Below are 19,162 nucleotides of genomic sequence, written 5' to 3' on the forward strand. Positions count from 1 at the left end.
GTGCTCGCGCTGATGAGGTCTTGTGCTCTTAGGCGAAGGACTGCTGGCGGAACGCATTCCGGACGTCTGTAAGGGGCTGACGGTCGCGGGTGTAGTACAGCTTGTTGGTCAGGAGGACCGCCCATCGTCGCTGACGAGGCGAGATCCACATGCCGGTGCCGGTGAAGCCGTAGTGAACCCAGACGTCGTCGGCAGGACCGGTGCCGGGGGCGGGGTGCCAGAAGAAACCGCGTACGGGCTCCAGTTCGCCGGTTTGGATGGTCAACGATTCCGTAGTCCAGACGGGGCCGAATCCCGCCCGACCGGGCACAGTTGTGGTGTCGAGCATGTAGCGCAGCAAGGCGACGAGGTCGGCGAGGACGGTGAAGGCGCCGGCGATGCCGCACGCTCCACCCAAGAGCCGGGCGGAAAAGTCGTGGGCGATGCCCTTGAGGTGGATGTCGGTGGCTTGGTCGAGTTCGGTCGGGGCGCACCGCGTGGCGATCTCGATGGGCAGCGGCCCGAAGCGGGTGAGGTCCATGCCCAGTGGCTGCCAGGTCCGTTCCGTGGCGAGCTTATCGAGGCGCTGACCAGCGAGGTGCTCGGCGAGGTAGCCGAGGATGAGGGCGGCTCGGTCGGTGTATTCGACGGCCTCGCCGGGTGGGCGGTGGAGAGCCTCGTGCAGGACGCCGTCACGGATGTCTTGTGGGTCCGTGCCGTACAGGTTCTTGAGTTGGGCTCGCAGAGGGACACCGGCGGTGTGGGTCAGCAGGTGCCGGGCGGTCACTGCACCGAGCGCGTGGCCTTCGACCTCCGGCCAGAAGGCGCCGAGCGGGGCGTCGAGGTCGAGTTTGCCGTCCTCCCATAGGGCGCCGATCGAGGACCATACGGCCAGGATCTTGGTGAGGCTGGCGGCGTCGAAGACGGTGTCGAGCCGCATGGGCTCGTCGGGCTGGTCGGGGTCCAGCAGGCCGATGGCTCCACTCGCGGACGTGCCGGTAGCGTCCCCGACGGCCCAGACGGCACCGGGGTAGACCTTGTCGCGGACTCCGTCGTGCAAGAGCTGGTCGATGCGGTGGGTGTCTAGCGTCATGGTCTCCCGATCGTGTGCCGTGAGTTCCCCGTCGGTCAGGGTAGTGACGTGGCCGGGGCGGGTCCGGCTGCGCCACGGACGGGTCAGCTGAGTTGCCTGCCCAGGTCGGACAGAGCGGCTGCGGTGCTGCTCAGGGGGTAGCGCGCGACGTTCGCCCGGCCCGCCGCTCGGAGGGCGGCCAGTAGGCCAGGCGTCGAGCGGAGCCGGTTCAGGTCCCGCGCGACGGCGGCGGGGCTCGTGAAGTCGGTGGCCAGTCCCGTCGCGCCGAGCGTCTCGTTCAGTCCGGGAACGGGCTGGTAGAGGACGGGCAGGCCGCAGGCTTGGGCTTCGAGGGCGACCAGGCCCATCGCCTCCAGGGTGGTGGAGGGCATGACGAGAACATCGTGATCGGCGAAGGTCTTCCACAGTTGTGGACGGCGGAGCCAGCCGAGGTAATTGACGTGGATGCCCGGTCGCCGGATCGGCGGAGACAGGGCGTGGAACTCCGTCGGAGGGGCGGCGATGCTCAGCTCCACCGCCGGCGCCAGGAGAACCGCGTGCAGCAGCGCTTCCACGCCCTTCTCCTCGGTCAGGCGTCCGGCGTAGAGCAGTCTCAGGTGGCTCGTCGTGCGATGTCCCGCTCGTGAAGGCGGGTTGTCGATGAGGCGGTCGGGGATGCCCCACGGGATCTGTTCGATCTTCCTGCGGTCGGTCCTGGGGGCGAGTTTCAGCAGGTGGTCCGCCATGGCGTTGGTCGGCACCACGATCCGGTCCGCGGCGTGGGCGGACTGTTGCAGGACGCCGAGTTGGTCGGGGTGCGTTTGGGCGAACAGCAGGTCTGTGCCGTGCACGAAGGCGATGCGAGGCGGCTCGGGGAAGGCCCGTAAGAGTGCGGGTGTCGCCCCGAAGGCGAGATGGTGCAGATGGAGGACGCTGACCTGCGCGGGGTCAACCGCGGACACCAGCGCGTGACGCAGGTCGGAGACGTACCGGCGGAAGGCCGGGCCAGACAGGCACTTCCCGTCGATGCTCAGAAGGTCCAGCCCGTGGGGCGTGTGGGGGCGCGGGCCGGCCGGGGCGAGCATGAACGCCCTCGCGGGGATGAGCGGTTGTGGGCCCGTGTAGAGGTCGAGGAAGAGTTCGACGCTTCCGCCGGGGCTGGGGAAGAGGAGGTCGAGCGCGGTGGCGACCGCCGGGTTCATGGCCGGCCTCCGGGGATCTCCTCGTACAGGCGGGACGTCTCGATCCCTTGGCTGGACCGGTACTTGAGACCGTGCTCCTGGTAGCTGGCCGGGGCACCAAAGGTCTGGAGGAAGGCCAGCTTTCCGAAGGTCATCAGCGGATAGATCCGTACGGGGCGGGCGGCCCGGATCTCCAGGGTCCAGCGGATGGCGTGGCCCTGGTGCCCCAGTGGGGCCGACACGTGGACCCAGATGCCCAGAGCGCCGATGGTGCGGCTGCCGTTGAGTAACTGGGCATACGCCTCGGAACCCGTCCTCTCGTACGTGACGCCGAGGTAGAGGACGTCAGGAGTGAGCTCGAACCCGGCTACTGGGACGGGTACTTCGGGGCAACAGGTCCGGGCGGCAGCGTCGAGGTCGCCGTCACAGATGCGCAGTGTCTCGCCGAGACGCCAGTCGTACGCGTTGGGGGAAAGGCGCTCGGACTCGTACGGTTCGATGGTGATCTCGCCGGAGGCGCGGGCGGCAGCGATGGCGGGGCCGGTGAGGATCACCCGGTCACCGCCGTCAGCGGTGTGAGGTCGCGCCAGTAGGCGGAGGGCTGCGGCCCCGTGGCGGCCTGGTACTTACCGGTGTAGAGGTCGACGGGGCCGACCGCGACGAAGAACATGATCTGCCCGATCCTCATGCCCGCGTAGATCCGCAACGGGCGGATTGGGGAGAGCATCAGCGTCCAGTGGCCGTGGAAGCCGATGTCGCCGATCGGCGCGGTGATCTCGACGAACAGTCCGAGGCGCCCGACTGAGGAGCGGCCGAACAGGAGCGGGACGAAGGAGTCGGAGCCGACCTCTTCGAGGGTGTGGCCGAGGTACAGCTCGCCGGGCTGGAGGACGTACCCACCGTCTCCGATCTTCAGCTCCGCGGTGGGGTTGGGGTGGTGGGCGTCGATGACCGGCGTCGTGTAGGTCAGGAGGGTGGGCCCGAGGCGGACGTTGTAGCTGTTCGGGTTGACCTGGCTCTGGTCGAAGGGGGCGATGCGCAGGCGCCCGTCGGCTGCGGCTGTGGTGATCTCGGGGCCAGTGAGGATCACGGCTGCACTCCTTCGACTAGTACGTGCTGGATGGCCTGGCCGAGGCGGAGGGCTGCCTGCTGGGTGCGGCCACCGAGGAAGGCTTCGGCAAGGTAGTCCGTGGTCAGCACGGTGCGGGCACCGGTCGGCAGCGGGGCGGGCGTGGTGACCAGCGGGCCGACCTCCTCGGCCAGACGCGCGAGCAGGCCCTCGACATCGCGCTGATCGTCGGGCAGGTGGGCGTGGACGAGCTGGTTGTCGAAGGGCTCGGTCGCCAGCAGGTCGCCGAGGGTGAGGGTGTCGCCGAGCTGGACGGGCCGCAGGGCGGTCTCGTTGAGGACGACGGCTTCCGCACCGAGGCCGGTGTGCAGGCGCGCGGCGACCTCCGCGAGGAGTTCGCGACGATCGGGGAGGCGGTAACGGTAGGTCTCGGTGATCGTGCCGAGTGGGGCGGCCAGCTGGTTATTGAGATCCTCGATCTCCCCCTGTGCGTAAGCGAGTTCAGGAGGGAGTGGCGTCCCGGTCGGGAGGAAGAGGTCCGTCCGAGTGGCCCAGCCCTGGCCGATTGGCTTCGCCTGGGCGTAGCCGACGGCGAGTTCGCGGCCCTTCAGGACGAGAGTGTCGCCGACGTGGACGGGCCCGTACTGGTTGCTGTGGCAGTGTCCGGCGAAAATCACGTCGAGGAACGGGCAGGCGGCGGCGAGCTTGAGGTCCTCGTCGAAGCCGGAGTGGCTGAGCAGGACCCAGGCGTCGACCTCGTGATCGTGGGCGAGCATCAGCTCCCGCAGGGCGTGGACCGGTTCGGTCACGCGGTGCCCGGCGCGCTGCGAGCGGGGAATGGTGCTGAACGCCTGGAGGCCGATGACCCCGGTCACCGCCATGCGCCGGCCACCGATGTCGCCCAGGTGGAGGCGTCGGAACAGCGCGTCTCCGCTCGTGTCATCCACGGCGTTGGCGCACACGGTGAGGCGGTGGAGGTCGGGTTCGAAGTGGCGGGCCCAACCGTGGTTTCCGGGGGCGATCACGTCGTACAGCGTCGTCAGGATGCTGCGCTCGATGCGCCCTTCTGCGAGGCGGTAGTAGCCGCTGCCCTCGAAGAAGTCGCCGCAGTCCACGATGAGGGAGTCCTGCCGAGCAGCGTGCAGATGGGTGAGCATCGGCAGGGCATCGTCGAAAGTGGAGTGGACATCGGTGGTGGCGATGATCCGTTGGAGCTGTCGGGTCATGGGGTGACCTCGCAGATGTCGGCGCCGAGCGCGCGCAGCTTGGTTGGGAGGTCGGCGTGGCCCCGACGGAGCTGTTCGAGGCCGCCGAGGGTGGTGACGCCGCGCGCGGTGAGACCGGCGACGAGAAGAGCGGAGCCGGTGCGGATGTCCGTGGCCTCCACGCCCGCGCCCGTGAGCTGCTGCGGTCCCGTGAGGAGGCACTGGGTGGGGGAGATCTCGTGGATGTCGGCGCCGAGGCGCGTGAGCTGCGGGAGCAGGTTGCCGTGGCGGCCGGGATTGATGGTGTCGGCGAAGAGGTGGGTGCCAGGTAGGCCCAATGCCAGGGCCATCAGCGGGGGTTCGAAGTCGGCGTCCAGACCACCGGGGGACAGGGAGGAGATGGCCCGTAACGGGTGATGGGAGGGCTGGGCGTCTGCGGCGTGGACGGTGAGTGCGTTCTCCTGGGCGGCGACGGGGACGCCGAGCCAGCGCAGGGCCGCGACCATCGGGGCAACGTCCTTGCTGCGTACGCCTTCAATGCGGCCGTTGCCTCCCGTGGTGGCGAGCGCACAGGCCAGGGTGCCCGCTTCGATCTTGTCGCCGGGGACTGTCCATGCCACCGCCTCCTGCGAGGCGGAGGCCGGTGGTGCGAGGGCGATGATGCGCTCGTTGGCCTGGGCCGACCAGCCCGCTGCCCGTAGTGCTTCCAGGACGCTGGTGACTTCGGGGGAGAGGTTCGGGTGGCCCAGCCGGAGAGGGCGTCCGGCGATCACGGCCCGGAGGATGGCTGCGATGCTGGCGCCGCGGGAGCGGAAGGGCAGCGCCACCGACACCGAGCCGTTGTGGGGGTTCCGGGCCTCGACCGTGTAGCCATGGTCGTCGACGGCGTAGCGGTCGCCGAAGGTCTCGTAGACCCGGAAGTGCTGTTCCATGCCGCGCTCCCCGATCTGGCAACCGCCCGGCCAGGGCAGTGAGGCCCGGCCGTGCGCGGCGAGGAGAGCGGGCACCAGGTAGTACGAGGCACGGATGCGGGCAGCGGCTTCGAAGAGCTCCGGGACGATGCGAGTGCCGTCGCTGGGGAGGACCAGGACTGTGTTCGGCTCGCCGACCGGGCGGGCGATGCGGTGCCCGGCGTACTGGAGCAGCGTGAGCATGGCCTGCACGTCCGCATTGGCGGGGACCTTGGCCAGCTGGACCGGACGGTGCAGGGCGGCAGCCGCCGCCAGCAAGGGGAGCGCGGCGTTCTTGGAGCCGTCGACGGTCACCGTCCCGGCGAGCGGCGGGCCGGGACGGATCGCGATCACCTCCGACGTCACAGCCGGGACCTGGGTCGTTGTCACAGTCATCTCCTCGGGAGCGGAACGTGCAGTTGCGAATGGGGAGTTGGCGCGTCACACACGGGGATCTCGGCCCAGCACCGCTTGCCCGACTCGGTCGTCTCGACGGCGTGCCGGACGGCGAGAGCGGCCACGATGAACAGCCCACGGCCGCGCTCGTCGCCTTCGTCCGGCAGGCCCGGCGTGGGGAGGGCAGGGCTGGAGTCGCTGACTTCGACGCGTACGGTGTCGTCCTTCAGCCGGGCGGCCACCGAGATGGGGCCGTGTCCGGCGTGCTGCACGGCGTTGGTCAACAGCTCGCTGGTCACCAGCGCCACGGTCTCCACGACGCTGCTGCCGACCGGAAGTCCCCAGCCGCACATCCCGGCGATGACCTGGTGCCGTGCGTGCGCGACGGCGACCGCCGTGCCGGGTACAGAGAAACTGAGGTGCTGCGAATCCACGGGCTGCCTCCCAAGCGAGTGCGGCCCCACCAAGGAACCGGCTCGGGCGGGGGACGGGCCAGCTCAGGTGCCGGTGCTGCATCGCTTATGCAGGAGGCGCATGAACTCCAAGTGCGTTTCGCCTACGCTCGGTTGGGCAGGCAGGATCGGCGGCGGCGGAAGGAGCCGTGGCGCAGATGGCCGATGCACACGACGAAGCGAGACGGATCGGCGAAGTGATCCGCCGGGCCCGCGTGCTCGCGAAACGCTCCCAGGCGAACGTCGCCGCAACCCTGGGCTACCACCAGTCCAAGGTGAGTCGCCTCGAACAGGGCAAGGGCACCGAGGACTCCCGAGTGTTACGCGCGATCGCCCAGGAACTGGGCATCCCGCTGCCCGCCGTCGGCCTCGCCGCCCTCCAGGACGCCAACACCTGCGACCCTGAGACAGAAGACATGCACCGCCGTACCTTCCTCGCCGCGAGCCTCGCCGCGATCGCGACGCCCACCCCGCCGACCGCAGGCCACCGCGACCTCGTCCACTCCCTCCTGCCGGGCCCGATCCCACCCGCCAGAGACGGCGCTGAGGACGTCGCCGAGCTGAGCAGCCGGGTCTCCACGGTCCGCCGCCTCTTCTGCACCTGCGACTACGCCGAGTTGGAGCGGACCCTGCCGCCGCTGATCACCGACCTCCGCCACGCGGCGCCTGGCTCGGCTGACGCGACGGGGCTGCTGGCCACCGCGTACCAGACCTCCGCCAGCCTGCTCCTCAAGCTCAGCGACCACGGCAATGCCTGGCTTGCCGTCGGCCGCGCCATGGCCGAGGCTGAGCGCTGCGGCGACCCGGTCATCCTCGCCTCCAGCGTCCGCGTCCACGCCCACCTGCTGGCCCGCGAAAGGCACACCGCCCAGGCCGTCACTCTGGTCCGGCACACCGCCGACCAACTCACCGGCGCCTACGACCAGCGCTCCCCGCGTTACCTCGCGGCCCTGGGTTTGCTGCTCCTGCGCGGCGTCACCGCGGCCAGCAGCGGAGGCGACCGCTCTGCGGCCAAGGACTTCCTGACCGAAGCGACGGACGTAGCCCGCTACGTGGCCTTGGACCGCCCCGACGCCTGGGCCAACTTCAGCCCGACCAACGTCGCGCTGCACGCGGTTAGCGCGGCCAATGCTTTCGGCGACGCAGGTGTCGCCCTGGAGACGGCCGGCCCCCTCATGCGCCGCCACATCCCTGCCCCCGAGCGGCGGGCAGCCCTCTGGGTCGAGGCCGCCCGCGCTTACAACCAGCAAGGCCGCCTCGCCGACGGATACCAGGCCCTCCGCATCGCCGAGAGCTGCGCGGCCCAGGACGTCCGTCGCCCGGCCGTCCGCGAATTGGTCGCCGACATGGCCGCCCGCGACCGCCGCCGTACCCTGCCGGAACTGCACCACTTCAGCCGTCAACTGGGAGTCCCCACGTGAGCGATCAACCCGACGAGCAGACTACGAAGCCCTTCCTCTACGTCATCGTGTGCGCCTCCGGGATCGCCGGCGATGTCGGGAAGCTGATCACCGCGGCTCAGGAGGCCAACTGGGACGTGGGTGTGGTGGCCACTCCGCAGGGCCTCGGCTTCATCGATGCCGAGGCGGTTGAGGCGCAGATCGGGTACCCGATCCGTTCGGCGTGGCGCTCGCCTGGCGATCCGCGGCCTCTGCCGCCCGCGGACGCCATCGCGGTGGCGCCGGCGACCTTCAACACGATCAACAAATGGGCGGCAGGGATCTCCGACACCCTCGCGCTGGGCATCCTGTGCGAGGCGCACGGCTTCGGTATTCCAACGGCTGTGCTGCCGTACCTGAACTCGGCCCAGGCCGCCCACCCCGCGTACAGCCAGAGCCTGGACCGGCTGCGCGAGATGGGCGTCCTCATCGGCTCGTACGAGCCCCACAAACCGAAGGCCGGGGGCGGCGCCGACCGCTACCGCTGGGAGGAGGCGCTAGAACTGCTCACTCCGGAGCTGCCTGCGGCCCCGCAGTGACGCCCGTAGCCAACCATGCCCCGACCGTTGGCGGCCCGGTAGGCGCTGGGGCTGCTCACGCCCAGCGTGTCCGGACGGGGCTCATCATCGGCGTCGTGGCCGGGGCACCCCCTGCACGGGAGCCGGGATGCCCGCAGCCTGGGTGGGGCGGCGTCGCTTCGCGGCCGGCACGGTGGTCTCGCCGAGGTGGTACAGGCGCCAGACGAGGATGTCGCTGATCGCGTCGGCGCTGTCCAACTCACGGGAGGCCGCAGCCTTCTGCAACAGGGCGGAGGTGTCGTGGCCGGCGTGCTCAGCTTGGTCGAGGACAGCCGCCAAAGCCGGCCAGCCGGGCTCTGCCTGGATGCGGTCGGCGAGGTGGGGAAGCACGGACTGGAGCGTCGTGCTGTGCCGCTGCCGGGTACGGACGGGCAACTGCTCGCCGTACGCCCGCATCATGAGCAACGGCTCGGTGGCGGTCGCCCGGTATGTGGTGCGCAGATGCTCTGCGGCGCGTGCGGCGGCTTCGGCCTGCTGGGCGTGGCCGCGTGCGGCGTGCCAGCGCGCAGCGGCGATCACGGCCAGGATCAGAACGTCCAGTACGAGGGCAGTGGTGGTCAGCTCCGGTCCGTGCCCCCGAGAGGTGCCGGAATGGGCGATCTGGCGGGCTGCCCGCCGCAGCGCATACATCTCCGCTTCATGAGCCCGGATGTACGAGCGGGTCGCCCGCTCGAAGGCACGGGCCGCAGTACGCAGCTCCTCGCGCGCCGGTCCGGATGAAGTCTGGGCCAAAGCGTCAAGCACCTCACCGACACCGACGAGCTGGGCGGCCACGACCGGATCGTCCCCCGCGACGATCACAACCAGGGCGCCGTCGGTGGCTTCGGTCGCGAAGCGGCGGGCACGGGCCGAGGCCGAGCTGTCCCCCTGACCCAGCACGGCCGGGGGCTCGGGCATGTCGGGGGTGGCTGTGAGGCGCTTGCGGATGCGAGGCAGGGAAAGGTCAGGGGCGAGTTTGGAGCCGGAATACCAAATGGGCTCCTGCTCGCCGTTCACGTCGCCGGGCAGGCCAACCTTGTAGCCGAGCGTGTCACCGGACGGTGCCAGACGCTTGTCGATCAGTACGCCTGCGGTGACGAGCCGGTCGAAGAACTCCTGCTCGTCGGCGGCACCGGCGAGGGCCTGGCGGACGTGTTCGCGCAACAGGTCGCGGGAGGCGGCCTGCTGGCCGAGGCGTTCGGCCTTGTGGCGTTCGGCTCTGGTGGCGCGCTTGGCAGCGGTGCCATCACCGGCGGCGACACGGTGAAGGTTGTAGTCGGCCTCGATGCGGCGGGCTTCTGTCTGGGCGCGCCGGCCGGAGCGGTGATGGTCGGGCTTGCGGCCGTCCTCGCGGACGAGGGTGGCGACGATGTGGATGTGGTCGTCGGCGTGCCGCACGGCGGCCCAACGGCAGCCGGCGCCGTCGCCAGGGTCGATGCCGGTGGCCGCGACGATGCGGCGGGCGATGGTCGCCCAGTTTTCGTCGGTGAGGACCGGGTCGTCGGGGGCGGCGCGGACCGAGCAGTGCCAGACGTGCTGGGCGGGGCGCTGGTCGGCGTCGATGAGATGGAGGGGTTGGTCGAGGAGGTCCCGAAGCGTGGTGAGGGTGGCTGCCTGGTCGCGGCCGGGGTCGGGGGCGGTCCCGTCGAAGGAGGCGACCAGGTGCGGATCGACGTGTTCCTCCTTGGTGCCCTTGCCGTAGAGGTAGTTGAGCAGCCCATAGATGCTGTTGCCCTGCTTGTGGATGCTGGGGATCACGCGGCCTCGTCGAACTGGTCCCGGGCCGGATGCGGCTGGGTGGGAGGGCTGCCTCCCTCGAGAGCGGCGATGAAGAGTTCGATGGCGGTGTCGACCCGGGTGCGTGTGGCGAGCATCCGGTCGACGTCGTCGTCGAGCTGGGTGGGCTGCCCGCCAAAGTTCAGGGCCTTGGCGGTCTGATTGAGCAGGTTGCCGCCCTGGGTCAGAGCCCTGCGGGCGGCGAAGAGTTCGGACAGGATCGCTCGGTTGTCGGCGATCGCTGCGGTGACGTCGGTGATGCGGGTGAGGTCGCGGGCGGCGGCGAGGCCGGCGTGGGCGAGGAATCCGGCCACGGACAGCTTCACTGCCTTCGCGCCGGACTCGATCAGTGCTTTCTCGGTCTTGCTGAGGCGCACGCTGACAGCGGGACGCTGCTTCTTCTGTCGAGGGCGGCTGCGCGGCTTGCCGGGTGCGGGGGACTGCGGGCGCTGGGCCTGCTCGTCCGGCTGCGATCCGCCCTCGGTCACAGCCTTCCCGTCCGGCGCCCCCTGGCGCTGGACGGGCCCCGCCACCCCCGGGGTGGGGCCGGGTTGGGGCGCTCCCCCAGCGGGGGAGTGTCCCAACCTCCAACTTGCTCCCGCTGTGACAGGGGTAGTGGGCATCTCCTGGTGGAGGGTGGGGAGTTCGTGGTACGGGTCGTGCATGAGTCTCCATGTCGGGGTGTGGCTGGTGGGGGAGTCGCTGGGTGAGGCGCTCGTGTGGATCTGCAGCTGTACTGCGGGGCTCAGTTGGTGGCGGCGGCTTTCAGTTCGGTCTTGATGGCGCGGACGATAGCGCCGGCGTCGTCGCTGGCGACGGTGTATCCCTCGCCGCGCACGGTCTCCTCCAGGAGGTCGCGGGTAAGGCGTCCGGACTCGTTGAGCAGGCGGTGAGCGTGGGCGCGAAGGATCTCGTCGGTGGCGCGCGGTTTGCGGCCCGTCTGCTTCGGCTCCAGCGGTGTCTTCTCGCCCGGTTCGTTGCCTGAGCCGTCGCCCGGATTGGGCCCGCTGCCCGCGGGCGTCGGCTTCTCGTGTTGCGGGCGGACTGCCGGGTTCGGGCCGGGCTCGGGATGTGGGCGGGCTGCCCGCTCGGGTTGCTCGTCGCCCGGATCTGCTGGGTGCGGGCAGGGCCTGTCGTCTGCCCGCCCAGCAATGCCCGGTCGTTCGGCGGGGTCTGCCCGCGGGCGGGTGTGCTGGGATGCGGGCGGGCTGGCGAGCTGCGGGGCGGGCGTGGTCCAGCGCGGGGCCAGGTCGATGGTGGCCAGGGCGGCGGCTTGGCGGCGGGTGGCGAGTCGGCGCAGCAGAAGCTGGTCCAGGTGCCGGTCGCTGTCGATGCCGGAGCGGGCGAGGGCTTTGGACAGGCGGCGTACGGTGTGTCGGCCCGCCCGCTCGGTGCGCTGGGCGGGTGTCATGTCGGCGAGGCGGGCAGCGAGGGCAACGGCCTGCTGCATCGCCCGCTCGCGGATGATCTGGGCGGCGCCCTGGTCCTGTTCGACGATGCCGAGGCTGGCGAGGAGGCGCTCGCGGGCTTGTCGGGCGACCACGGCGGCGAGTCCACGAGAGGCAGCCTCTGGTGTGCGCTGGCGCAGCTCGATGCCCATGGCCAGGTGCCACAGGACTGCGGCCATCAGTGGGCCGGTGAAGGCGCGCATGGTGCCGCCGACGGGGCCGAACTCTGCGTAGGCGGGGATGGCCTGCATGGCGGTGATGACCCAGACCATGGTTCCGGGCAGGCCAGCGGCGCGTCGGGGCCCGTGCAGGTTCTGGCGGGCCATCAAGGCCATCGCGAACAGGGTCAGTTCGGCGGCGGCGAACATTACGGTCCGCTCGGTGGTGTTGCGCATGGCGAGGTAGTCGGCGGCGAACCGCCAGCTGGTGTCGGCGCTGCAGATGGTGCACACCACGGCAGACACGGCAGACACGACGACCGCGGTCGAGTGGCGCCGCTGACGCTCATGGGGGCGGCGCTGGCTGCGCTTGGCCAGCAGGCCCGTGATCAGCGCGCCGACCGCGAGGGCCAGAACGGCGAGCGGCAGCGTGGTGCCGGACCCGGACGGCAATGCTGAGACGGCGAGTGGAGGGATAGCGGCAGAGGGCATAGGCAGGTACTCCGAGGGGGGCGTCGCGCGCCGGTGGGCGAGGGCCGGGTGCGTACGGACGAGGAAAGGGGAGGGAGGAGCCAGGCCGCGGCGAGGGCCGCAGGGCCGGTTGTTACGCGGTGGGCTGTCGCCTGCGGTCGGGGCCGGTGAGGATGACGCGCTGGGTCATCTCGGCGAGGCGGGAGGCGACGCGGTCGCCGACTGCGCCGCGCAGGGCGTCGATCGGCAGGTTGGTGGTGATCAGGGTCGGGAGCCTCTCGGTGTAGCGGCGGTCGATGAGCCGGTACGTCAGCTCCTCGGTCCACTCCGAGTGCTTGGCCGCGCCGAGGTCGTCCAGGATCAGCAGCGGGCAGCGGGAGAGGGTGGCCAAGTCCCTTTCGGGGTCGTGGCCCTGGCGGGGGCGCAGGCGGGCGTACAGGTCAGGGGTGTTGACGGCCTCCCAGCGCAGCCGCACTCCGGCGCCGAGCAGGGAGCGCACCGCGCCGTACGCCTGGTGTGTCTTGCCGGTCCCGGTGGGGCCGGCAAGCAACAGCGACGGACCGAGCGCAATGCCCCGGGTGCCGCTGGGGCCCGGCCGGGCGGCACGGGCGATCTCATCCACCCACGCGGTGACCTGAGGATGGTCGGCAAAGGCGCGTTGGTAGCGAGCAGGGATGCGGGCGGCGGCCAGCTCCAGCGCGGTCACCGGCCCGTCGGACACGTCGATGGGATCGGCTGCGGGGTCGATGCCGCGCCCGGCGAGGATCGCTTCGAGGCGGCCTGCCAGCGCGCCGACGCGTTGCGGTTCGCGGAGGGCTGTGGTCACAGCGCGCCCCCGTAAGCGGCCTCGACGTCGTCGGGGGCGGGGTTTGTCCACGTCCTGTGGACGGTGGAACCGGCACTGCCTGGTGCGGAGTTCATGGCCTCGTTGACCAGGCTCGGCAGCACGCTGGCGTTCAGGCCCTTTGTGCGCAGCCGCTCCAGCCCCATCCGGATGTGGCCGGGGGCGATCTCCTCGCGGAGCAGCTTGGCGACCTCCTTGCCGAGGTGCCCGAGTACGGCGTTGGGCGGGCGGTGGGAGCAGGCGGCGACGTACTCGCCCACCAAATCCTTGGCCGACACCAAACCCGAACCGGAGTCGGCGTCCTGTGCGGGACGCGAGGTGGTGTGGCGCGCGGGGGCGCTTGCGCCTCCCAACGGAGTAGATCCTAGATCCAGGATCCTAGGTCCTAGATCCGGACCGTGAGGATTCACGGCACCCTCCGTGCGTCCCCCCTGCGGCTGCGGTGAGGGCTCACTGAATTGCGCCTGACCTGCGATTTCGTGATTCACGGCCGACTCCTGCGGATCGCGGGAGCCCTCACGGCCTCTTCCGTGAGGGCTCACGGCAGGCTCACGTACGGCGTCGTGAGCCCGCACTGCGACGCCGGCGGACCGGCCGCCCTGGTGGCGCGGGCAGTGCGGGTGGCGGCTCCCGCTGGGCCGGTTGATCTTCTGGTGTTTGGCCCAGGTGACGATGTGCAAGTACCGCTTGCCGTCCTCGCCTTCGTACCGGCAGATCAGCCCGGCGCCGTCGAGCTGGTTGAGGTCGTCCTCGACCTCCAGCGGGCCGTGTTCGGGGCGCAGGGCCCACAGGGCGCCGGTGATGACGGCGGCCTGGTCGCGGAAGCGCCCGTGGTCGTCGGCCTGGGTGAGCAGGCCGAAGAAGGTCCGCTCGGCGGTCACGCTGACCGCGGCGAGCGACTCGGAGATGAACGCCTCGGGCTTGATGGTGCGGATGCGCGCCATGCCTATCGCCCCGCCTTCGGGGAGAAGGCCGGCAAGGTGGCGGGGCTGGTGGACGGGTGTGCGAGTAGTGCCGTGATGGCCCTACTGTGGGGCATAGAGGTTCCTCCCACGGTGGCGTGCGACCGCCACCGCTCAGTCGTTCAGATGCGGGCGATTTCGGTAGGGGACTCGTTGGCCCCGGCGTTGGCGCGCCGGGGTTTTTCTTGCGCTCTGGGCCGTGACCGGGCGTATGGCCAACACAGCCACATCCGCCTGGTAGAAGTCCAGCATTCCGCCGAAGAAGCAAACAGCTCACGGCGAACGCCCCCTGTGGTAGACGAAAAGGGTAGACCCGAAATCCCGGTTGCCGAAATAGCGCGACGAAAATGGGGCAAAGGGCAAAGCCTCGGAAGGGTGCGATCCAGGGTTCCGTCGCATACCGCCCGACGTGTTGACGTGCTGGTCGCACGCCTCGGAGGCCCCATGATTCGACCACGGCCGCCACTCTCGGGCTCAGTGATTTGGTCAACGGCAAATTAGTGTCTATGTTGCGCCCTGCGCATTCGCCAGGGGTAGGGAACCTGACAACAAAGCGGCGCAACATAGCAGCAGATCGCCGGTTACCGAAACCGGCGATCCAGAGCTACAACTGACGCATGCCTCGAACCCCTTTGGAAATCGGCCCTGCCGGAAAGCGCGCTGCCCTCGCGATGGAGCAGGTCCGTACTGCCCGCGGCTTCGCTCAGCGTCAGCTGGCCGACCGCGCGACCGCGCTGGGCCGCCCCATGACCGTCACGACGGTCTCCCGCATCGAACGCAAGCGCCGCCGCTGCGACATCGACGATCTCGTCGCCATCGCGGCAGCCCTCGGCATCTCTCCGCTGGCCCTTCTCGCCGAGGCCCCGTAGCGGCCCGGCTGCCGGCCCCGTCCGGGTGCGCCAACACCCCTCGCCCGGCAGCCCACTTCACCTCGCGCATCGCGCGAACCCCGCCCGCATCTGAACGCCCACACCGACACCCACGCGGAAGTCGCCCCGCCGTGCCGAAGAAGGAACCTCCTTGCGCCGAATGGCCATACCCCCTGCCCTCCCGCACCACGCCCGCCTCCTCCTTGGCCTTGCGAAGGAGGTGGTCCTGCATGGCTGACCGCCTCCTCCTCAGCGTCCCCGAGGCAGCCGAGCGCCTCGGCGTGGGCGAACGCTTCATTCGCCGCCTCGTCTCCGAGCGCCGCATCCGGTACGTGAAGGTCGGCAAGCACGTCCGCATCGCCGACGTCGTCCTGGACGCGTACATAGAGGAGCGGACGGTCGAGCCGGTCCGCACCCGGCGTTCGCGCTACGGGAAGGCTGCTTGATGGCGCCGCGCAGGCCGCAGCGGCGGCGTGACTTCGGCACGGTGCGCCGACTGCCTTCGGGCAGTTGGCAAGCCCGGTACCAGGCACCGGACGGAGAACGGCGTACGGCGCCGGAAACCTTCGAGACCAAGACGGATGCCCAGACCTGGTTGAACCTCACTCAGGCCGACATCGAGCGGAAGGTCTGGCGCGACCCCGATGCAGGGGCGATCCCCTTCGAGGCGTTCGCCCTCAAATGGATCGAAGAGCGCGGCCTCGCGATCACCACCCTCGACCTGTACCGGCTCCCCCTCCGTCTGCACATCCTGCCGACGTTCGGCGAGTGGCGCCTCGACGGGATCGAGGCCGCCGACGTACGGACGTGGCGGGCCGAGCGGCTCACGGCCACCGGTCCGACCCAGGTGGCGAAGGCGTACCGGTTGCTGAAGGCGATCCTGGAGACGGCTGCCGACGACGAGCTGATCCGGCGCAACCCGTGCCGGATCAAGGGTGCGGGCAAGGAGTCCCCGGACGAGCGCCCGGTCGCCACCGTCGCCCAGGTGGACGCGGTCGCCGACGCGATGGGGCCGCGCTGGCGGCTGATGGTCTACCTCGCCGCGTACGGCCCTATGCGCCCGGAGGAGCAGGCCGCCCTTCGCCGCCCGGACGTCAGCCTGGACCCCCTCGCCGTGTACGTCACCAAGGCGGAGCCCGAGCGCACGAACGGCCAACGGGCCCCCGGCGAAACGAAGTCCGCGGCCGGCAAGCGGACGATCATCCTGCCCGGCTTCCTCTACAAGGAGGTCGACCGTCACCTGCGGTGGTTCGCCGAGCCGGGTGGGAACGGCCTGCTGTTCGTCGGCGAGAAGGGTGCGCCGTTCCGGCGCACGTCCTTCGGCCGCAAGTGGCGCAAGGCCCGAGCCCTGGTCGGCCTACCGGACAACTTCCGCTTCTACGACGTCCGGCACACGGGCCACACCCTCTCGACCCGCTCCGGCGCGACGCTGAGGGACACGATGGTCCGCGCCGGCCAGTCCTCGGAGAAGGCGGCCATGGTCTACCAGCACTCCCCGCTGGACCGGCAGAAGGAGGTCGCCGTCGGCATCGACGAGATGGTCCGCGTCCAGCGGGCCAAGCTGGCCAAGGCTGCCGAGCAGCGGTCAGCCCACCAGGCGTAGGACCACGGGCGTAGACCTGAGTGGAACGCACCTCGCAGCGCCGGGGCGCGTTCCACTCAGGTGCGGTTAGTGGCGCGCATGAGGTTCGGGTTGAGCCGGTCCGAGTACCAGTCGACGCGGGTCTGCGGAGCCACTGGCAGTGCCTCGATCTCACGGTTGGCCAGGATCCGCTCGGCGGTCTCGGCCGAGCAGCCGATGTAGGTGGAGAGCAGGTCGCAGTCGCTGGTGACCACCCAACTGCGGTCCGTGGGCCACCAGAACTCGGGCCCCTGCAGGCTTCCCAGCTCGGCGGCCACTTCCTTGCGCACCTCATCGAGCCCGTATACGGAGGAGCGCCGGACCACCGGGGCATCCGCACCCCAGAGCAGCGCCTCCAAGTCGTACGCGAAGGAGACGGGTCGGCCATCTCCGGTGACCTCGCCGAGTACACGGACGAGAGCGCGCTCGGTGCATTGGTCGAGCTGCCCCGACTGCGCCAGCCACAGTGGGGTGGCCCCCTCGTGGCGGCCCTCGTCCGGCAGCGACCAGTGCGACAGCTCTCCGTGGAACCGCACACCGCTGTCCCCGGCCCACCCGCGCCACGATCGGGTGCGCCCGGACCCGTCCGATGCCTCGAACCGGTGGAAGACCCGCAGATACGCCTCGAACCCGTCCGGCACGAGCTCGGCGACCACATGCCCCTCGTCCATGGTCCCGATGAGCCCGGCCTGCAACCAGGCCAGCTCCGTACCGTCGTAGCTCCATTCCCGCACCAGTGTCATGTGCCCATGGTGCCCCGGTCGGCTCGCCTTGCTGGCAGGAACCGATAGGCGGTCCCATCAACTCCGGCTTTGCAAACGCGAGTTCACACAACGCTCAAGGTGCGGTGGCGCAGGTCACAGAATATGCGTCTCGCGATTCGAGACACGACGGCGCGATCGCCCTGCTTGGGCCCGGAAGTATCCCTCTGGGCCAGCCTCTCAATGCCACTTAGGGCACGCGAAGGGCACGGCGCCCCCGAAATGGTCTAGACAACAAACAAGGCCCCGGTCGCCGACCAGGGCCTTCTTTGTGGAGCGAGTGACGGGAATCGAACCCGCGCTCTAAGCTTGGGAAGCTTATGTTCTACCATTAAACTACACTCGCAAGATCGTTCCCCATGGGGGAGCGGTCGTTGCTCACTCTACCCCATGCTCGGCCCTCGGCGGATTCGCCGGGGGCCGTCGTGCTGTCGGGGGCCCGGATCCCCGTGCGGGTGCCGGGAGTTGGGGCGTACGGTGGAGGGCGTGCGCGGGGTCGGAGTGCCGCGTGTGATGGCGTCCTGTTCATCCCCTAATGTGGTGTTTTCTCCGTCCACGCTTGTTGGGGAAGGGACTTGAGCGACTTGATGGACTCGCTGGAGCGCACCGTCGTCCGGTGCGCCGAGGGGCACGTCTTCACCACGGATTCGTTTCCAATGCAGCAGCTCGGCGCCGAGCGGATCGGGCCCGGTCGGCTGATCCGGTGCCCGAGGTGTGCGCGGTTGCGGCATGCCGTGCCGGTGGCGGTCGGGCAGAGGTAGGGCCCGGCCGGTAACGGCGGTGGAGCACAGGCGCGCGGACCGTCCGATTGGGGCGGGGCCGCGCGCCTTGCGTATCCTCGGGGCGTGCTTCTCTCAGACAAGGACATCCGGGCCGAGATCGACTCCGGGCGGGTCCGGATCGATCCCTACGACGAATCCATGGTGCAGCCGTCCAGCATCGACGTGCGCCTCGACCGCTTCTTCCGGGTGTTCGAGAACCACCGCTACCCGCACATCGACCCCGCCGTCGAGCAGGCGGACCTGACCCGGCTCGTCGAGCCGGAGGGGGACGAGGCGTTCATCCTGCACCCCGGTGAGTTCGTGCTGGCCTCGACGTACGAGGTCATCTCGCTCCCGGACGACCTCGCCAGCCGTCTTGAGGGCAAGAGCTCGCTCGGCCGCCTCGGGCTCGTCACGCACTCGACCGCCGGGTTCATCGACCCCGGGTTCTCCGGGCACGTGACCCTGGAGCTCTCCAACGTCGCCACGCTGCCGATCAAGCTGTGGCCGGGGATGAAGATCGGGCAGCTGTGTCTGTTCCGGCTGTCGTCGTCCGCCGAGGAGCCCTACGGCTCCGAGCGGTACGGCTCGCGTTACCAAGGCCAGCGTGGGCCCACCGCCTCGCGGTCCTTCCTCAATTTCCATCGGACCCAGGTGTGATCATGAACGACCAGAACGACCTGCGCGAGAACCTCACCTACGAGAAGTTCGGCGGAGCCATCCGCGACCTCGCGCAGACCATCGCCGACGACGGCTACGAGCCCGACATCGTGGTCTCCATCGCGCGCGGCGGTGTCTTCGTGGCCGGCGGCCTCGCCTACGCCCTGGACTGCAAGAACATTCACCTGGTGAACGTCGAGTTCTACACCGGCGTCGGCACCACCCTCGAAATGCCGGTCATGCTGGCGCCGGTGCCCAACGCCATCGACTTCTCCGGCAAGAAGGTGCTGATCACGGACGACGTGGCCGACACCGGCAAGACGCTGAAGCTGGTCTACGACTTCTGCCTCGACCACGTCGCCGAGGTCCGCAGCGCGGTCATCTACGAGAAGTCCCACTCGCTCGTGAAGTGCGAGTACGTCTGGAAGCGTACGGACGAGTGGATCAACTTCCCCTGGTCCGTCGAGCCGCCCGTGGTGCGGCGCGAGGGCCAGGTGCTCGACGCCTGATCCGCGCCGCGGACACGTGGAA

At 70.0% G+C, this 19,162-nt stretch carries 20 protein-coding genes and 1 tRNA gene; 7 read left to right on the forward strand and 14 right to left on the reverse strand.

What is annotated here, in order from left to right; all coding sequences use genetic code 11:
• Positions 1-28 precede the first annotated feature (28 nt).
• The 7 genes from CG740_RS04945 to CG740_RS04975 all read right to left on the reverse strand — a co-directional run bounded on the left by CG740_RS04945 (position 29) and on the right by CG740_RS04975 (position 6,286).
• Positions 29-1,072 (reverse strand): serine hydrolase domain-containing protein, encoded by a 1,044-nt coding sequence (locus CG740_RS04945; RefSeq protein WP_100573718.1) that lies wholly within the window; start codon positions 1,070-1,072, stop codon positions 29-31.
• Positions 1,073-1,155: 83 nt separating this feature from the next.
• Positions 1,156-2,253, reverse strand: a complete 1,098-nt coding sequence (locus tag CG740_RS04950; RefSeq protein ID WP_100573719.1) for a glycosyltransferase family 4 protein — start codon at positions 2,251-2,253, stop codon at positions 1,156-1,158.
• Positions 2,250-2,786 carry a dCTP deaminase gene (locus CG740_RS04955; protein ID WP_100573720.1) on the reverse strand — a complete coding sequence of 179 codons (537 nt, stop codon included), beginning with the start codon at positions 2,784-2,786 and terminating at the stop codon, positions 2,250-2,252. The genes CG740_RS04950 and CG740_RS04955 overlap by 4 nt, the downstream gene beginning before the upstream one ends.
• A complete protein-coding gene (gene dcd, locus CG740_RS04960; RefSeq protein WP_100573721.1) occupies positions 2,783-3,322 on the reverse strand; it encodes a dCTP deaminase in 540 nt (179 codons plus the stop codon). The genes CG740_RS04955 and dcd (CG740_RS04960) overlap by 4 nt, the downstream gene beginning before the upstream one ends.
• Entirely contained in the window at positions 3,319-4,527 is a 1,209-nt protein-coding gene (locus CG740_RS04965) for a metallophosphoesterase (RefSeq protein WP_100573722.1), read from the reverse strand. The genes dcd (CG740_RS04960) and CG740_RS04965 overlap by 4 nt, the downstream gene beginning before the upstream one ends.
• Positions 4,524-5,846, reverse strand: coding sequence for a UDP-N-acetylglucosamine 1-carboxyvinyltransferase (locus tag CG740_RS04970; RefSeq protein WP_234376079.1), 1,323 nt, complete (start codon positions 5,844-5,846; stop codon positions 4,524-4,526). Before CG740_RS04970 ends, CG740_RS04965 begins: the two co-directional genes overlap by 4 nt.
• A gap of 2 nt (positions 5,847-5,848) precedes the next feature.
• On the reverse strand, positions 5,849-6,286 hold the full coding sequence (locus tag CG740_RS04975; RefSeq protein ID WP_199846344.1) for an ATP-binding protein: 438 nt from the start codon (positions 6,284-6,286) through the stop codon (positions 5,849-5,851).
• Between the two features lie 176 nt (positions 6,287-6,462).
• Between CG740_RS04975 and CG740_RS04980 the strand changes: the two genes are divergently transcribed.
• Both CG740_RS04980 and CG740_RS04985 read left to right on the forward strand, forming a co-directional pair.
• Entirely contained in the window at positions 6,463-7,725 is a 1,263-nt protein-coding gene (locus CG740_RS04980; protein WP_100573723.1) for a helix-turn-helix domain-containing protein, read from the forward strand.
• Entirely contained in the window at positions 7,722-8,282 is a 561-nt protein-coding gene (locus CG740_RS04985; RefSeq protein ID WP_100573724.1) for a flavoprotein, read from the forward strand. The genes CG740_RS04980 and CG740_RS04985 overlap by 4 nt, the downstream gene beginning before the upstream one ends.
• 84 nt (positions 8,283-8,366) lie before the next feature.
• Here CG740_RS04985 and CG740_RS04990 read toward each other — a convergent pair whose 3' ends face one another.
• The 5 genes from CG740_RS04990 to CG740_RS05010 all read right to left on the reverse strand — a co-directional run bounded on the left by CG740_RS04990 (position 8,367) and on the right by CG740_RS05010 (position 13,941).
• Positions 8,367-10,058 (reverse strand): relaxase/mobilization nuclease domain-containing protein, encoded by a 1,692-nt coding sequence (locus CG740_RS04990; RefSeq protein ID WP_100573725.1) that lies wholly within the window; start codon positions 10,056-10,058, stop codon positions 8,367-8,369.
• Positions 10,055-10,564, reverse strand: coding sequence for a plasmid mobilization protein (locus CG740_RS04995; protein ID WP_100573726.1), 510 nt, complete (start codon positions 10,562-10,564; stop codon positions 10,055-10,057). Before CG740_RS04995 ends, CG740_RS04990 begins: the two co-directional genes overlap by 4 nt.
• A 257-nt stretch (positions 10,565-10,821) precedes the next feature.
• On the reverse strand, positions 10,822-12,174 hold the full coding sequence (locus CG740_RS05000; protein WP_442802800.1) for a hypothetical protein: 1,353 nt from the start codon (positions 12,172-12,174) through the stop codon (positions 10,822-10,824).
• A 112-nt stretch (positions 12,175-12,286) separates the two neighbouring features.
• Positions 12,287-12,979 (reverse strand): ATP-binding protein, encoded by a 693-nt coding sequence (locus CG740_RS05005; RefSeq protein WP_100573727.1) that lies wholly within the window; start codon positions 12,977-12,979, stop codon positions 12,287-12,289.
• Complete coding sequence (locus tag CG740_RS05010; protein ID WP_100573728.1) at positions 12,976-13,941, reverse strand: hypothetical protein; 966 nt, start codon at positions 13,939-13,941, stop codon at positions 12,976-12,978. Before CG740_RS05010 ends, CG740_RS05005 begins: the two co-directional genes overlap by 4 nt.
• A gap of 635 nt (positions 13,942-14,576) precedes the next feature.
• Between CG740_RS05010 and CG740_RS05015 the strand changes: the two genes are divergently transcribed.
• The 3 genes from CG740_RS05015 (at position 14,577) to CG740_RS05025 (ending at position 16,431) form a co-directional block, all read left to right on the forward strand.
• A complete protein-coding gene (locus tag CG740_RS05015) occupies positions 14,577-14,828 on the forward strand; it encodes a helix-turn-helix domain-containing protein (protein ID WP_100573729.1) in 252 nt (83 codons plus the stop codon).
• Positions 14,829-15,058: 230 nt separating this feature from the next.
• Positions 15,059-15,274 carry a helix-turn-helix domain-containing protein gene (locus CG740_RS05020; RefSeq protein ID WP_100573730.1) on the forward strand — a complete coding sequence of 72 codons (216 nt, stop codon included), beginning with the start codon at positions 15,059-15,061 and terminating at the stop codon, positions 15,272-15,274.
• Positions 15,274-16,431, forward strand: coding sequence for a tyrosine-type recombinase/integrase (locus CG740_RS05025; protein ID WP_100573731.1), 1,158 nt, complete (start codon positions 15,274-15,276; stop codon positions 16,429-16,431). Before CG740_RS05020 ends, CG740_RS05025 begins: the two co-directional genes overlap by 1 nt.
• A 56-nt stretch (positions 16,432-16,487) precedes the next feature.
• Here CG740_RS05025 and CG740_RS05030 read toward each other — a convergent pair whose 3' ends face one another.
• Together CG740_RS05030 and CG740_RS05035 are read right to left on the reverse strand one after the other, a co-directional pair.
• Positions 16,488-17,192: a hypothetical protein gene (locus CG740_RS05030; protein WP_100573732.1), complete on the reverse strand. Its 705-nt coding sequence runs from the start codon at positions 17,190-17,192 to the stop codon at positions 16,488-16,490.
• A gap of 290 nt (positions 17,193-17,482) precedes the next feature.
• Positions 17,483-17,556: transfer RNA gene (locus tag CG740_RS05035), tRNA-Gly, on the reverse strand.
• Between the two features lie 499 nt (positions 17,557-18,055).
• On the opposite strand from CG740_RS05035, the gene dcd (CG740_RS05045) reads away from it, so the two are divergent.
• Together dcd (CG740_RS05045) and CG740_RS05050 are read left to right on the forward strand one after the other, a co-directional pair.
• Positions 18,056-18,631 (forward strand): dCTP deaminase, encoded by a 576-nt coding sequence (dcd, locus tag CG740_RS05045; RefSeq protein WP_100573734.1) that lies wholly within the window; start codon positions 18,056-18,058, stop codon positions 18,629-18,631.
• Between the two features lie 2 nt (positions 18,632-18,633).
• A complete protein-coding gene (locus tag CG740_RS05050; RefSeq protein ID WP_189766314.1) occupies positions 18,634-19,140 on the forward strand; it encodes a phosphoribosyltransferase in 507 nt (168 codons plus the stop codon).
• Positions 19,141-19,162: the final 22 nt, after the last annotated feature.

This window comes from Streptomyces sp. CB01201 (assembly GCF_002803085.1).
GTDB lineage: Bacteria > Actinomycetota > Actinomycetes > Streptomycetales > Streptomycetaceae > Streptomyces > Streptomyces hundungensis.